The following is a 13,386-nucleotide window of genomic DNA, read 5'->3' on the forward strand; positions in this document are numbered from 1 at the left end:
GGACTAGCCCTTCCGGCAAAGAGGCTGCTTGCCATTTCGCGCCAGCAGGAAGCCGTTGAAGATTAATTGCTGCCCTCTCTGGAAAGGTGCCGAGCAGGTCACCAATAGGATGTTAATCAGGCCAGCGCTCGGTTCAGGATGCCCGCCTGCGGGCGAGTGCTCGATGTCCGGAAATGGCGCGGATTGAGGGAAAGTAGAAGAGAAAGGGTTGTCTGCCCCGGGGCAAAGGTGTTGCCGCCCGGGAGAGTTTGCGAAGGCTGCGAGCAAGCTTGCCGGCTGGAGGAGCCGTTGCCTTAAGATGCAGAATCCGGCCTACCCCAACTGCAATGCACTTGAGGCATTCATAGACCCAACGGCCCATTGGTATTGTTCAAGGTAAAATGCCCGCGCTTCGCCTTCTCAGTCCCTATCTCAAGACTGTCGCGCTCATGGCGATCGCCACGATGGTGGCCGTGGTCGTAGTCTGGTTCGCGCCGCTGGACAGCGTGTCCGCCATCTACATGCTGCCCATCCTGGTTTCGGCGATAAGATGGGGAACCGGGCCGGCGATCGCCGCGGCGCTGCTTGGCGCCTTCATGACCTCGCTGTTCTATCCGCCATTGTTCAGCCCGCTCGTGTTCGAGCCGGCCCAGATGATCGACCTTGCCACCTCTCTGGTCGTTGCCCTGACAGTTGGCACATTGGCGGGGCGGATGCGCACCGAGATGCTGCGGGCGAAACAGAACGAGCGCACGATCCGCCAGGTCTATGAACTCAGCAGCGCCATCCTCGCGGCGAATGATGTGGAGTCGGTCTATGATGCGGTCGCGGACCATGTTTCCGAGGCGCTCGGGCAGCCGGTCGTCCTTTTCGTCCCGCAGGATCGCGGTGCCCTGCGGACTGCCCGAACCTCCCTTTCCGAAAGCGATACCGCCGCCCTGCAATCGACGGTGCCTGCATTTCTCGCGACAGCCGGAGGCCCCGGCACGCTCCCGGTGACGATCCTCGGCCATCGCTGGCTCCTCTGCCGCATCACCAGCGGGCAGGAGCGGCCGGCCGCCCTGGCCCTGCGCCTGAACGCGGCGGACACGCAGGATCATGACGAGGCGATCGCACGGATACCGGCGCTGCTCGCCGAAAGCGCCCGCTCGCTGGAGCGGCTCGGCCTGTCGCAGGCGCTGGCCGAGCGAAAGCTGCGCCAGCGCGCCGACGAGTTGCGCGACATTCTCGTCGAGTCGGTTTCGCATGAACTGCGAACCCCGCTGGCCGGCATCATGGGCTCTGCCAGCGTTCTCGCCGCGCTGCCGGATCTGGCGGCCCGCCCCCCTCTGGGCAGCCTCGCCACCGGCATCGAGCTGGAAGCGCGCCGGCTCGACCGGCTGATCCAGGATGTGCTCGACCTTGGCCGCATCCGGGCGGGAGCTCTGCAGCCGCGCCTCGACACTGTCGACCCGGCCGATATCGTCAACGATGCGCTCGGCACCGCAGCCGACCGCCTGCGCGGGCGGATCATCAAACGGTCCTTCCACGAGCCGCTTCCGCTCATTCGCGTCGATCCTGTTCTGCTCGCCCAGGCACTCGTCAACGTTATAGAGAACGCCGCGAAATATACGCAGGACGGCGCGTCGATCCGCATCGTCGTGGAGCAGGAGGAAGCAGGCTGCGTCGTCACGGTATCGGATGACGGAGCCGGCCTCGACGCGCGCGAAGCGGAGGACATCTTCGAGCGCTTCCATCGCGGCGAGCGGCATGCCGACATCGCCGGCGGCAGCGGGCTGGGCTTGACGATCGCGCGGATTTTCGTCGAAGCCAATGGCGGACGCATCATCGCGTCGAGCGAAGGGCCGAACCGGGGCACCGCCATGCGCATCCATTTGCCCATCGCGGAAGAGACGGCCGGCGGGGACGACCATGACCGCTGAAACCTCTTCCGCGCCGCTCGTGCTCGTCGTCGATGACGATCTCGCCATCCGCCGCTTCCTGCGGACAGGGCTCGAAATGCATGGCTTTCGGGTGATCGAGGCCGAGACCGCGCGGCAGGCGACGGAACTCGCCGTGATGCGCCAGCCCGATCTCGTCGTGCTTGATCTCGGCCTGCCCGACTCCGACGGCGCGGCCGTCCTGGAAGGGCTGCGCAGTTGGTCGCAGGTGCCGGTGATCGTGCTCTCGGTGCGCAAGTCGGAAGCCGAGAAGGTCAGGCTGCTGGAAGGCGGTGCCGACGACTACATCGTCAAGCCGTTCGGGATGGCAGAGCTTCTGGCCCGTGCGCGCGTCGTGCTGCGCCGGAGCGTGAAGCAGGAGACGGCGGAGCCTATCGTGCGCGTCGGCGCGCTCTCGATCGACATCGCCCGCCGGCTCGTCAGCCGGGACGGCAGTGCCGTCATACTTTCGCCCAAGCAGTTCGCGTTGCTGCGGGTCCTCGCGGTCCATCACGGCCATGTGCTGACGCATCGGCAATTGATGCGCGAGCTCTGGCCTCAGGAACCTGTGGAGGATGTGCAATACCTGCGTATCCTGATGAAGAAGCTGCGCAATCGGATCGAGCTCGATCCGGCGCAGCCGATCTATATCGTCACCGAGCTCGCTGTCGGCTATCGCCTGCGGACGCAGGAGCAGCTCGACGCAATCGGTTATGCCGGAGCTATGCGATAGCCCGTCTCCCGCAATGGAACAGATAAGCGCCTAGCTGGTAGCTGCGACTCCCTGGAATAAGCGGATAACCGCGGGACGGGGAGCGCATGTTCAAGCTTTGGTTGGCTTTGGCCACGGTCGGCTGCATGGCTGGGACCGTCCTGATCGCGTGGGTCTTCTGCCGCGAACTGATGCCGCTTTCCCGGGCCATAGACCGGGTCGGCGGCGCGCTGGGCGTCGTGGCGAGCTGGCTCGTCCTGCTGGCCTGCGTCGTCAGCGCCGGCAACGCCACGATCCGCTACATCTTCTCTTACAGCTCGAATGCCTGGCTCGAACTGCAGTGGTACATGTTCGCCGGCATGGTGCTGCTCGGCTCGGCCTATACGCTGAAGGTCAACGAGCATGTCCGGGTCGACCTGTTCTACGGCATGGTCTCCGACCGGACGCGACACTGGATCGACCTGCTCGGCGGCGCGGTCTTCCTGCTGCCGATGTGCATCGTGATGATCTGGTTCACCTGGCCCTGGTTCGTCCAGTCCTGGACGCTGAACGAGGCCTCGAACAATGCTGGCGGCCTGATCCGCTGGCCCGTCATCCTGCTCCTGCCGGTCGGCTTCGTCCTGATCCTGGTGCAGGGCATCTCCGAGATGATCAAGCGTGCCGCGGCGCTGCGTGGCTTCCACCAGCACGAATACGCCTACGAGAAGCCGCTGCAATGATCGACGCGATCCGCTCCAATCTCGGCCCCATGATGTTCGGGGGGCTGATCCTCTTCCTGCTCATCGGCTATCCCGCGGCCTTCTCGCTCGCCGCGGTCGGGCTGTTCTTCAGCTTCATCGCCATCGAGATGGGGGTGATCACGCCCAACTACATGGGCAACCTGACCTTCCAGCTGTTCGGGATCATCTCGAACGACCTGCTGCTCTCTATCCCGTTCTTCACCTTCATGGGCGCGATCCTAGAGCGCTGCGGCCTGGCGGAGGACCTGCTCGATTCGATCGGCCAGCTCTTCGGCAGCGTGCGCGGCGGCCTGTCCTATGCTGTGATCTTCGTCGGCGCGATCCTCGGCGCCATCACCGGCACGGTCGCGGCCTCGGTCATCGCCATGGGCGTGATCTCGCTGCCGGTGATGATGCGCTACGGCTACAACATGCGCCACGCCACCGGCGTCATCGCGGCGTCCGGCACGATCACGCAACTGATACCGCCCTCGCTGGTGCTGGTGGTGCTGGCAGACGTGATGGGCCGCTCGGTCGGCGACATGTATGCCGGCGCCATCGGCCCCAGCATCGTGCAGGTCGCGCTGTTCTGCATCTGGGTGGTCATCCTCTCGATCATCCGGCCGGAAGCCGTTCCGGCCCTGCCGCCGGAGGCCCGCACGCTGAAGGGCTGGGCCCTGGTCAAGAAGTGCATCCGTGGCATCGTGCCTTCGGCGGCGCTGATCTTCCTCGTGCTCGGCACGATCTTCATGGGCCTGGCAACTCCGACCGAAGCCGGCGCCATGGGTGCGGTCGGCGCGATCGGGCTGGCCGCGATGTATCGCACGCTCACCTGGAAGCTGACCTATCAGGCGATGTCCTCGACCATGCGCATCACCGCGATGGTGACGATGATCCTGATCGGTTCGCGCGTGTTCAGCCTGGTCTTCCAGGGCGTCGGCGGCGGCTTGTGGATCGAGCACATGCTGACCGGCCTGCCCGGCGGTCAGGTCGGCTTCCTGACCTTCACGATGGTCTTCATCTTCTTCATCGCCTTCTTCCTCGATTTTTTCGAGATCGCCTTCATCATCATCCCGATGCTGGCGCCGGCGGCGGAGAAGCTGGACATCAACCTGATCTGGTTTGCGCTCCTGATCTGCGCCAACATCCAGACCTCGTTCATGCACCCGCCCTTTGGGTTCGCGCTGTTCTATCTGCGCGGCATCGCCCCGCCGACGGTGAAGAGCCGCGACATCTATCTCGGCTCGATCCCCTGGATCGTGTTGCAACTCATCCTGGTCGCACTGATGATCGCCTTCCCGCAGATGGTGACCTATTGGCTGGAAAAGCCGGCGACGCTCGATCCAATGGCGCTGGAGAAGCAGCTTGGCACCATGCCATCCTTCGGGACGATCGAGCTGCAGGGACTGACGCCGCCGAAGCCTTGAGTCAGGTGGGGGGCGCGCTTCGGCAAACGAGGGCAAACTACCTTGGTCGCCAGGCCATGCGGTGGGGGCGATCACATGATTTCGGATAACCTCCCGGATCGCTCGCTCTTCGAACAAGCTCCGAAAATCCGATCGTGGGAGAGCGGAATTATCCTGGCAGGGCGCGGACCGCTGCCCCGATGCAGATGATCAACATCGTCGCCGGCACCGCCCAGCGCAGATGCCAGCGTAAATCGGCGGCCTGGTCGCGCCAGCGGAAGCTGGGGTGGGCGACCGCGACCGACAGCGCGATCTCGAACATCAGCACCGTGACGAGGTAGAGATATCCGAGCGATATCATCTCGGCGACCGGGGTATTGAGGGAGATCGAGCCGGGAAACGAGGATTCGAAGGTGAAGCTGATCGCGGCCAGAGCCAGCAGCGACGAGAAGATCAGGCCTCCCTTGTCCTGCTCCTTCAAACCCGGTGACCACAGCACGAACAGCGAGACCGCGAGAACCGCGATGATGGGGACGAAGATGCGCAGGTGATAGCGCTCCGCATAGCGTGCGATCGTCACGGTCGCGTTGAGGCGCGAATAGGAGCGTGCATTCCAGCCGATCGCGAGATCGTTGGTGAAGCGCAGGCCGACCGGCCGCCAGTCGACGACCGAGAGCCTATCCTCGACGCCGGAGAAGGGGCGGTCGGCCTCCGTCGTCAGGACGACCGTCTCCTGTTGCGCGTAACGCGGAAGCGAGAGCCCGATCGTCAGGTTCTGCCGATCGAAGGGAAAGGCGTCCATGTTCATCCGAAAGCGGAAATCGCTTTCGAAGCGCTCGATCAGCACCACCTCGCCATCGGCATGCACGGAAAGGGCGACGATGCGGGCGTCCTTGTCACCAATCTGGTTGTCGAGCGCGAGGCCGGGCGACCAGATGGCCTTGAGATGCTCGTCGGCCTCCTCGCCGACCCGATCCTCGCGGGCAAGGCCGCGCGCGACCGCGTCGAAGGCAAGGCGCGGATCCTGCCAGCGTTGCGTCAACTCGAGATGCAGTCGCCCCTGCCCGGAGACCTCTTTGACCTCGAGGATATTCAGCACACGCAGCGCGACATGCACCCGAACGGGCAGGCCGGTGGCCTCCGGCAGCGCGGCCTTGCCGCTGCCCGACCTTTCCTCGCCCCATGCGCCTTGAACGAGGCCGAAGAAGATCACGAGAAGGAAAAGCAGGCGGCCGATCATGAAACGGCCCGCCGAGGGCGCGACAATACGAGAAAGCCGACAAAGGCGAGAATGCCGCCGCAAAGCGCGACGACCCATAGCTCGGTGTTCAGGCGGCGCCAGTCGGACCGGGGCTCTTCCTTGAGCATCAGGATAGTGCCGACCAGCTTGCCCGAGAAGTCGACCAATGGCTGGCTCATGAAGCCGTAGCTGCGCTCGCCGATCTGCCTGCGGCCGAACTCGATATCTCGTTGCGGCTGCGTTCCCCTGGCACGCAGCAGGTCCAGGAAAAGCTGGTCGTCGGTTGAGGCCATGATGCTGAGGCCGCCGGCCGCAGGCAGTTTCGGATCGAGCGCGACGCCGGTGAGGGAGGCCGCAGCCACGATCGCGATTTCGCTGTTCGTCGCCGTCTTGACGAGCTCGATCAACGGCCGAAGGTCGAACCCGACCTCCATCGTCCCGAAGAATTCAGCACCGCGCTGGACGAGCGCGACACCGCGGATGCCGATGCCGGCGATGCCGATCTCGATTCCCGTCTGGGCGCGCTGCAACCGGTTGGCTGCGACGATCATGGCCCGAAAGGCGGATATGTCGTCACCATACTGATCGGGGCGATGCATGCGCAGCAGGTAACGCAGCTCCTTGTCGTGAAAGCCGAAGATCTGCACGTTCGCCTGCCGGCTGAGATACTGGTAGGCGTCCTGGGACAGGGCTTGCAGCCGCGTGCGATCTTCAGCGGCGAGAGCGTCGCGAATCTCGGCATTGCGCGCGAAGGATTCGGCGAGCGAGAGCGAGAACCTGGCGGCCTGATCGAAGCTCGAACCGAGCAAGGTCCCGACCAGCCGCATCTGCTCCTCTCGGCTGCGGGATGCGACCTGCTCGACGCTGCGATGCTGGTGCCACAGCATTGTCCCGAGAATGCAGGCGAGAAGGAGGGCGGGCAGGCCGGCACCCAGCAGGCGTCGTCCGATGGGGGGCAGCATGGGCATCTCCGGTCGGTCTACCAGCGGGTGATCGCCTGGAAGGAGAAGCGGTGGGTCGTGGCGCCCAGGCGCAGGTCGCCGTCATAGGAGCCGGCCACCTCGATCTGCGGGGTGACGAAGCCCGCTTCGCGGACGAGAGCCGCTGCCCCCGCCACATGCGGAGCGGCCATCGAGGTTCCGCTGGACAGGTTATACGGCTCGGTCGGAGAGCTGCCATTGGCCGCGGTCACGGTCGAGAGGATGCCGACACCGGGCGCCGCAAGGCACCAGGCCGCGGCTATGCCGCAATAGTTGCTGAACGACGCGATCTTGCGATCGCGATCCACCGCGACGACGGCGATCGTGTAGGGCTGGAGATCCGAATAATCGAGGCGGCTCGCGTTGATCTGGTTGTCATCGCCGTCGAGGAAGACATAGAGGTTCTTGCCGGCGTTCTCCGGGCGGATCGCGGGGTAGAAGGCCGCTCCCGTCGGGTTTCGCGCGATCACCGGCTGGTCTTCGCGCTCGTTGCCCGCGGCGAAGACCATGACCGTGTCCGAAGCGCCGGCCTGCCGAATGGCTGACACTTCGGCAGAAGTGCCGTCGATATGATAGGGCTGGATCGGGACGACCACGTAATCCGGGTTGTGGCTGCCGTCCGGCAGGGTCGGCGAGGGATAGGACGGGCCGTAGCTGCCGTTCAGGACCTTCGCGCCATGCTCGCTCGCATAGCGGATGGCGGCCGCAACGTCCCCGCCGCTCGGAACGATCGCGCGCAAGGCCAGGATCTCGGCGTTGTAGGCGACGCCACGCATGCCGTTGCCGTCTTTCGCGGCGGCGATCGTCCCGGCCACATGGGTTCCGTGCGATGTCCTGTCCCGATCGAGGATATCGGCGGGATCGGGCAGGTCGAAGCCGAAATTGCGGGACAGCGGCGAGAGCCTGCCGGCAAATTCGGAATGCGTCGGGTCGATGCCGCTACCGACCACCGCCACCAGCACGCCCTTTCCGCTGAGCCCGAGCGCATAGGCGTCGGCGGCATTGATCTGCGCGAGACCATAATTGGCGTTGTATTCGGGCGTCGCGAAATATGCGGGCGCCATCGCCGTGGCGGCACGCGGGAGATAGCGGGCGGGACGGCCGAAGAATGCGTCCGGCAGCGAGGGTGTATCCGATGCCGAAGCGACGACCGGCATGAAAGCGGCAAGGAGCGACGCGGCGGTTGCGCCGAGAAAGGCGGAGCGAAGAAAGATGCGGCGCGTGGCGATGGTCGGCATAGGCAAGGCTCGTCAACGTCGTCCAGCAGGCGTGGGCTGGTTGATCGGCGCGTAACATGGAATGAAAACTGGGGAGACGGCGGAGAGGCGACGCTGCGTCCCAATCATCCGTGGCGGCGTATCAGCACTCTCCGGTGGGCTCTTTACGTTATCGCAGCTCTCTCTCGTCTAGAAAAACCTCGCCGATGCCTGGTAACGGGGCGGGGCTGCGAGAGGGGGCAGGCTGGGCGATGGGCAGGGGAGGCGATGACGCGCGCGAGCTTTTCGGGAGCTGGCGGGAGACCATTGCACCGATCTTCGATGTCCGGCCGCTCACTTGCGATTGGGATGCCGGTTTCCATGCCGAACTCGATCGGCACCATCTGAGCACGGCACTGGTCGGGCAGGTGGCGACGAGCGCCCAGCACTATGAACGATCCGAAAGTCTGATTGGCGCGGTCGGCGTCGACCACCTGCTGATCCAGCGGTACGAGGCCGGTCATACGACGCTCGACCTGGATGGCGAGGAAATCCATGCCGGCGCGGGCGACGTCCTGGTTTTCGACCTGTCGCGCCCGATCCGGTCGCATGCCACCGACATGCGGGCGGTCAACCTGGTGTTGCCGCGCAGTCTGCTCGCGCTCGATGCCGGTAGTCTGGACCGTGTGCATGGCACCGTTCTGCCCGGGGCAAGCCCGCTCGGCTCGCTGGCGGGCGACCATCTGCGCAGCCTGCTGAAGGCAGCGCCCACGCTTGAGCCGGTTGCAGCTCCCGATATCGCCAAGGCCAGCGCGCAACTGCTTTCGGCCTGTCTGTCGCCAGCGCTGATGCGCGACAGCGAGGCCCCTGCGACGCTGGCGGCGAGCGTGGCGATGATCTGCCGCTTCATTGACCGCCGGATCGGCGATCCCGATCTGGATGCCAGAATGCTCTGCAGTGCATTCGGCCTGTCGCGCTCGGCGCTTTACCGCCTTTTTGCGCCGATCGGCGGCGTCTCCGACTATATTCGCCAGCGCCGGCTGGCACGAGCCCGGCTGGCGCTCAATGCCTCGGCGCGTGGAAGGGGCGGCATCGGGAAGATCGCGCGTCAGTTCGGCTTTTCGAGCGACGATGCCTTCTCGCGCGCCTTCAAGGCCCAGTTCGGCATCGCACCGCGCGACGCCGCGCATCTGCGCCTGTCGCCATCGCTCGAAGCAGGCGATGGCAGCCTGGCGAACTGGCTTCGGCACCTGGCCTGACTGTCGGCTTTCGGCCGGAACTCTAGAGTCCGATATCGGCGCTAGCTCGCCGTCACCGCTCGGCGATGTTGCGATCAACCGGGACGCTTATGCTTCCAGAATCGGACTGGGCTCCGACAATGGAAGCGTAAGAAAGGCACTCTGGAAATCCTCCCTAAAAAGCTGCCCAGTACTAAGAGCTTAGCTAGCAGCTTGGGTACTGGCGATTTGGAATTCGACGGAACAGGCTTCTGCTCCGGCTGGGTTGCCCGCGATCTGCCGCACCAAGATGCCGCGCTCATGCTTGCTGGCCGTCCCAAGCCACTGACGAAGCTGCTGGCTCAGCCGATCGAGGAGGTCGCACTCCTGGTCCTCCGGCTGGCAGCCGAAATGCCGCCAGCGCCGATGCTCGTAGAACAGGCAGAGCCAGAGTTCGATCGCGCCATGAATCGATCCGGGCAGCTTCGTCCGCGCGCGCATTTGCCCAGGCATGAAGGTCACCGAGGCCGAGCGCACGAGAGGTGTCGTAGCCGTTGATGAGATGGGCGAGCCGGGCCGATTGCAACCAGGACAGCTCGTGCGGGACCGCGGCGAAGTCGCCGTCACGAACCCGGTCGAGCCAGATGTCGTCCTCGCTATGCAAGGTTGTCACGGCGAGTTTGTCGCCATTGAATCAGGGCCACTTCGTCGCATCTGTCGGCTCAGTCATGGTGCAGGACGCCCATGGAGCGAGAATCTACGTAGCTAATCTACGCCTCGACGTCCTTCCCGCACTAAAGCCGAACGAAGAACGTTGAGGGAGACGCCTTGGGCCGGGTCCCGCCCAGCCCGGACCGCCTAGTGATGAGGCGGCGAGCCACTTTTTATGCGCGATGCACGTAGGCGCGCTCCCTGCAATGTCATTTGATGTTGCTCTTGAAGCTCTGATCGGCGCAAAGAGAGGTTCCTCACCCGCTGGTTCTCTGCATGCCTATCTCTCAGGCGTTCTTCCAACGCTCGAACGCCCTGCTTCTGGCCGTCGGCATCGCCGTGCTGATCGTTATCGTTGCTACATCTCTCTTGCTGACGGCGGCAAACGAACGCTATTTCGGAGAGGTGACTGCAGCCCGCGCCGTTCGAAGCGCGACCGCTGACCTGCTGTCGCTCGTGCAGGACGCCGAGACGGGCCAACGCGGCTTTCTGCTGACGCGGGACGAAAGCTATCTTGCTCCGTACGATGCGGCATCTTCCAGGCTTGCCGACCAACGCCTCCGGCTCGAACGTGCCGCAGCAACGCTGCCCGAGATCACTCCCATCCTGCAGCGGGTCAATAGCGAGCTCGACCGGAAGATGTCCGAGCTTGCCGCGACCGTCGAAGCCACGCGCAAGGGTGATACCGAGGCGGCGCTGAACCTTGTCCGCAACGGCACCGGAAAGCGCCTGATGGACGAATTGCGCAGCGACCTGAGCGCTATTCTCACTATCTCGGAAAAAGAGCTGCGGGAGGCGATCGAAGCCCAGGTCACGGCCTCGGCGAGGTTGCGCTGGACCACGATCATCGGCGCGATCCTGATCCTCGCCATGGCCGGAGCGGCGAGCTGGACGATCATCCGCTACACGCGCGAACTGGTCGCGGCCCGACGCGAGGTCGAAAGGCTCAATGCCGGGCTGGAAGAACGCGTGCGCGAGCGCACGGATGCGCTCGTCAAGGCGAACGAGGAGGTCCAGCGTTTCGCCTATATCGTGACGCATGATCTGCGCGCCCCGCTGGTGAACATCATGGGCTTCACCAGCGAGTTGGAGGCGATGTTCAAGCCGATCGAGGCCTATGTCGGTGCCGGCGCAACTGCTACCCTCGATCAGAAGGCTGCAGCGGAAGAGGCGTTGCGGATCGATGTCGCCGAGGCGATCGGCTTCATCCGCTCGTCGACGCGCAAGATGGACGGGCTCATCAATGCGATCCTCAAGATCTCCCGCGAGGGCCGGCGCGAATTGCGGGCCGAGAGCGTCGATCTGACCGGGCTTATCGAGGCGGCAGCAGCGGCGGTCCACCATCAGGCCAGCGCGGAGGAAGGCGGCGGGATCGAGATCGACGCGCAGGTTCCCCGCATCACGAGCGATCGCCTGTCGCTCGACCAAGTCATGGGGAATCTCCTCGACAACGCCATCAAGTACCGGGCGCCGGATCGCCCGATCCGGATCGCCGTACGCACGCGCCGGGAGCGCCGCGGCTGGATCAAGATCGAGATCGAGGACAATGGCCGCGGTATCGCGGCGACGGATCACGAGCGCATCTTCGAGCTGTTCCGACGCTCTGGCTCGCAGAATACGGCGGGCGAAGGCATCGGCCTCGCCCATGTCCGCACGATGGTGCGCAATCTCGGCGGCGACATTGCCGTGCGCTCAGACCTTGGAAAGGGCACGACCTTTACCGTGACCCTGCCCCCCGACCTCACGGCCTACAGACGGAGTGCCGAAGCGTGACCAATGGAAAGCCCGTCTCGATCATTATGATCGAGGACGATGAAGGCCATGCCCGCCTCATCGAGAAGAACATCCGCCGCGCCGGGGTCAGCAATGAGATCATCCCATTCGCGAACGGCACGGATGCACTGAGCTACCTGTTCGGCGCAGACGGCTCCGGCGCCGTCAGCGCCGGCCGCCAGCTCCTCATCCTGCTCGACCTCAACCTGCCCGACATGGGCGGCGTCGACATCCTCGAGAAGGTGAAGGCGAACGTGCATACCAAGCGCTCGCCGGTCGTCGTGCTGACCACGACCGACGACAGCCGCGAAATCCAGCGCTGCTACGATCTCGGCGCCAATGTCTACATCACCAAGCCCGTGGACTATGACGGCTTCGCCAATGCGATCCGACAGCTCGGGCTGTTCTTCTCCGTCATCCAGGTTCCGGAAACGCCATGAACGGCTTGCGCGGCCGCCGCTGATGCCGAACCGGCCCATCAACGTCCTCTATATCGACGACGACGCCACGCTCGGGCGCCTCGTGCAGCGCATGCTCGCGCGCCATAATTATCTCGTGGAGCATGTCGAGACCGCCGAGGCCGGCCTCGCGCGCGCGGCAACGGGCGGTACGGACGTTATCATCCTCGACCACGATCTGGGGACAGCTTCGGGACTCGACGTTCTGGCTGCGCTGTCCACGGACGCGGCTTCTCCCGCAGTCATCTACGTGACTGCTTCCTCGGAGCTGTCGATCGCGGTGACGGCGCTGAAGGCAGGCGCCATGGACTATGTCGTCAAGACGGTCGGCGAGGATTTCGAGGTCTTGCTGCGGGCCGCGCTGGAACATGCCGTCGTCAAGACGCGCCTGACCCGTGCCCGCGAACAGGCCGAGCAGGAGGTCCGGGAGGCCCGCGACCGGGCCGTGACGCTGTTGGCGGAAGTGAACCACCGCGTCGCCAACAGCCTGTCGCTGGTCGGCTCGCTCGTTCGGATGCAGGCCAATTCGGTCGAGGACCCCGGCGCCAAGGCGGCGCTTGCCGAGACGCAAGCGCGCATCACGGCGATCGGCAACCTGCATCGCAGCCTCTACACCTCGGACGATGTCCGTGCCGTCGATCTCGCCGGCTATCTCCGCTCGCTGCTTGACGAGTTCGCCCAGTCGCTCACCGGCTCCGGCCAGATGCCGGAGATCCGCTTCGAGGCGGAATCCGTGCTGGCGAAAACCGACAAAGCGATCTCGATCGGGCTGATCGCGACGGAACTGGTCACCAACGCGCTGAAATACGCCTATCCGAACGGCCTGGGCGAAGTCAGGGTCAGCCTTTCCCGTGATGGCGACACCGTCACACTCAAGGTCGCCGACGACGGGATCGGCTGGGGCGGAACCGGCACGATCAGGGGCACCGGTCTCGGCAGCAAGATCGTACGCGCGATGGCGAGGAGCCTCGCCACCGAATTGCGCTATGCGGACACGGGCGGACGCGGCACACAGGCCGTCATGGAGCTCTCGCTCGCCGGCCTGGCACCTCCAGCGACCGAAGCGGCCTGAACCG

Annotated in this window: 12 protein-coding genes; 8 read left to right on the plus strand and 4 right to left on the minus strand. The window is 64.8% G+C overall.

What is annotated here, in order from left to right; all coding sequences use genetic code 11:
• Positions 1-380: 380 nt before the first annotated feature.
• From Q0Q36_RS21545 to Q0Q36_RS21560, 4 genes are all read left to right on the plus strand, one after another.
• Entirely contained in the window at positions 381-1,901 is a 1,521-nt protein-coding gene (locus tag Q0Q36_RS21545; RefSeq protein ID WP_293801315.1) for an ATP-binding protein, read from the plus strand.
• Complete coding sequence (locus Q0Q36_RS21550; protein ID WP_293801317.1) at positions 1,891-2,631, plus strand: response regulator; 741 nt, start codon at positions 1,891-1,893, stop codon at positions 2,629-2,631. Before Q0Q36_RS21545 ends, Q0Q36_RS21550 begins: the two co-directional genes overlap by 11 nt.
• 170 nt (positions 2,632-2,801) lie before the next feature.
• Complete coding sequence (locus Q0Q36_RS21555) at positions 2,802-3,329, plus strand: TRAP transporter small permease subunit (RefSeq protein WP_293801354.1); 528 nt, start codon at positions 2,802-2,804, stop codon at positions 3,327-3,329.
• The gene (locus tag Q0Q36_RS21560) at positions 3,326-4,756 is read left to right on the plus strand and encodes a TRAP transporter large permease subunit (RefSeq protein ID WP_293801319.1); all 1,431 of its coding nucleotides are present in this window, start codon (positions 3,326-3,328) and stop codon (positions 4,754-4,756) included. The genes Q0Q36_RS21555 and Q0Q36_RS21560 overlap by 4 nt, the downstream gene beginning before the upstream one ends.
• Before the next feature lie 148 nt (positions 4,757-4,904).
• Here the strand turns inward: Q0Q36_RS21560 and Q0Q36_RS21565 are convergent, their stop codons facing one another.
• From Q0Q36_RS21565 to Q0Q36_RS21575, 3 genes are read right to left on the minus strand one after another with little or no spacing between them, the layout of a single operon-like run.
• A complete protein-coding gene (locus Q0Q36_RS21565) occupies positions 4,905-5,975 on the minus strand; it encodes a neurotransmitter-gated ion-channel ligand-binding protein (protein ID WP_293801321.1) in 1,071 nt (356 codons plus the stop codon).
• A complete protein-coding gene (locus Q0Q36_RS21570) occupies positions 5,972-6,937 on the minus strand; it encodes a cache domain-containing protein (protein WP_293801323.1) in 966 nt (321 codons plus the stop codon). The genes Q0Q36_RS21565 and Q0Q36_RS21570 overlap by 4 nt, the downstream gene beginning before the upstream one ends.
• A gap of 17 nt (positions 6,938-6,954) precedes the next feature.
• A complete protein-coding gene (locus tag Q0Q36_RS21575) occupies positions 6,955-8,193 on the minus strand; it encodes a S8 family peptidase (RefSeq protein ID WP_293801325.1) in 1,239 nt (412 codons plus the stop codon).
• 110 nt (positions 8,194-8,303) lie between these two features.
• On the opposite strand from Q0Q36_RS21575, the gene Q0Q36_RS21580 reads away from it, so the two are divergent.
• A complete protein-coding gene (locus Q0Q36_RS21580) occupies positions 8,304-9,410 on the plus strand; it encodes a helix-turn-helix domain-containing protein (RefSeq protein ID WP_293801327.1) in 1,107 nt (368 codons plus the stop codon).
• Between the two features lie 180 nt (positions 9,411-9,590).
• Here Q0Q36_RS21580 and Q0Q36_RS21585 read toward each other — a convergent pair whose 3' ends face one another.
• Positions 9,591-9,905 (minus strand): hypothetical protein, encoded by a 315-nt coding sequence (locus Q0Q36_RS21585; protein ID WP_293801329.1) that lies wholly within the window; start codon positions 9,903-9,905, stop codon positions 9,591-9,593.
• A 450-nt stretch (positions 9,906-10,355) separates the two neighbouring features.
• Here Q0Q36_RS21585 and Q0Q36_RS21590 point away from each other — a divergent pair, with 450 nt between their 5' ends.
• The 3 genes from Q0Q36_RS21590 to Q0Q36_RS21600 are packed head-to-tail and all read left to right on the plus strand — an operon-like array spanning position 10,356 to position 13,382.
• On the plus strand, positions 10,356-11,852 hold the full coding sequence (locus Q0Q36_RS21590; RefSeq protein WP_293801331.1) for an ATP-binding protein: 1,497 nt from the start codon (positions 10,356-10,358) through the stop codon (positions 11,850-11,852).
• A 26-nt stretch (positions 11,853-11,878) separates the two neighbouring features.
• Entirely contained in the window at positions 11,879-12,292 is a 414-nt protein-coding gene (locus Q0Q36_RS21595; RefSeq protein WP_293801356.1) for a response regulator, read from the plus strand.
• A gap of 22 nt (positions 12,293-12,314) precedes the next feature.
• Positions 12,315-13,382, plus strand: a complete 1,068-nt coding sequence (locus tag Q0Q36_RS21600; RefSeq protein WP_293801333.1) for a histidine kinase dimerization/phosphoacceptor domain -containing protein — start codon at positions 12,315-12,317, stop codon at positions 13,380-13,382.
• Positions 13,383-13,386: the final 4 nt, after the last annotated feature.

This window comes from uncultured Allobosea sp., assembly GCF_945957345.1.
In the GTDB taxonomy this organism is placed as follows: Bacteria; Pseudomonadota; Alphaproteobacteria; order Rhizobiales; family Beijerinckiaceae; genus Allobosea.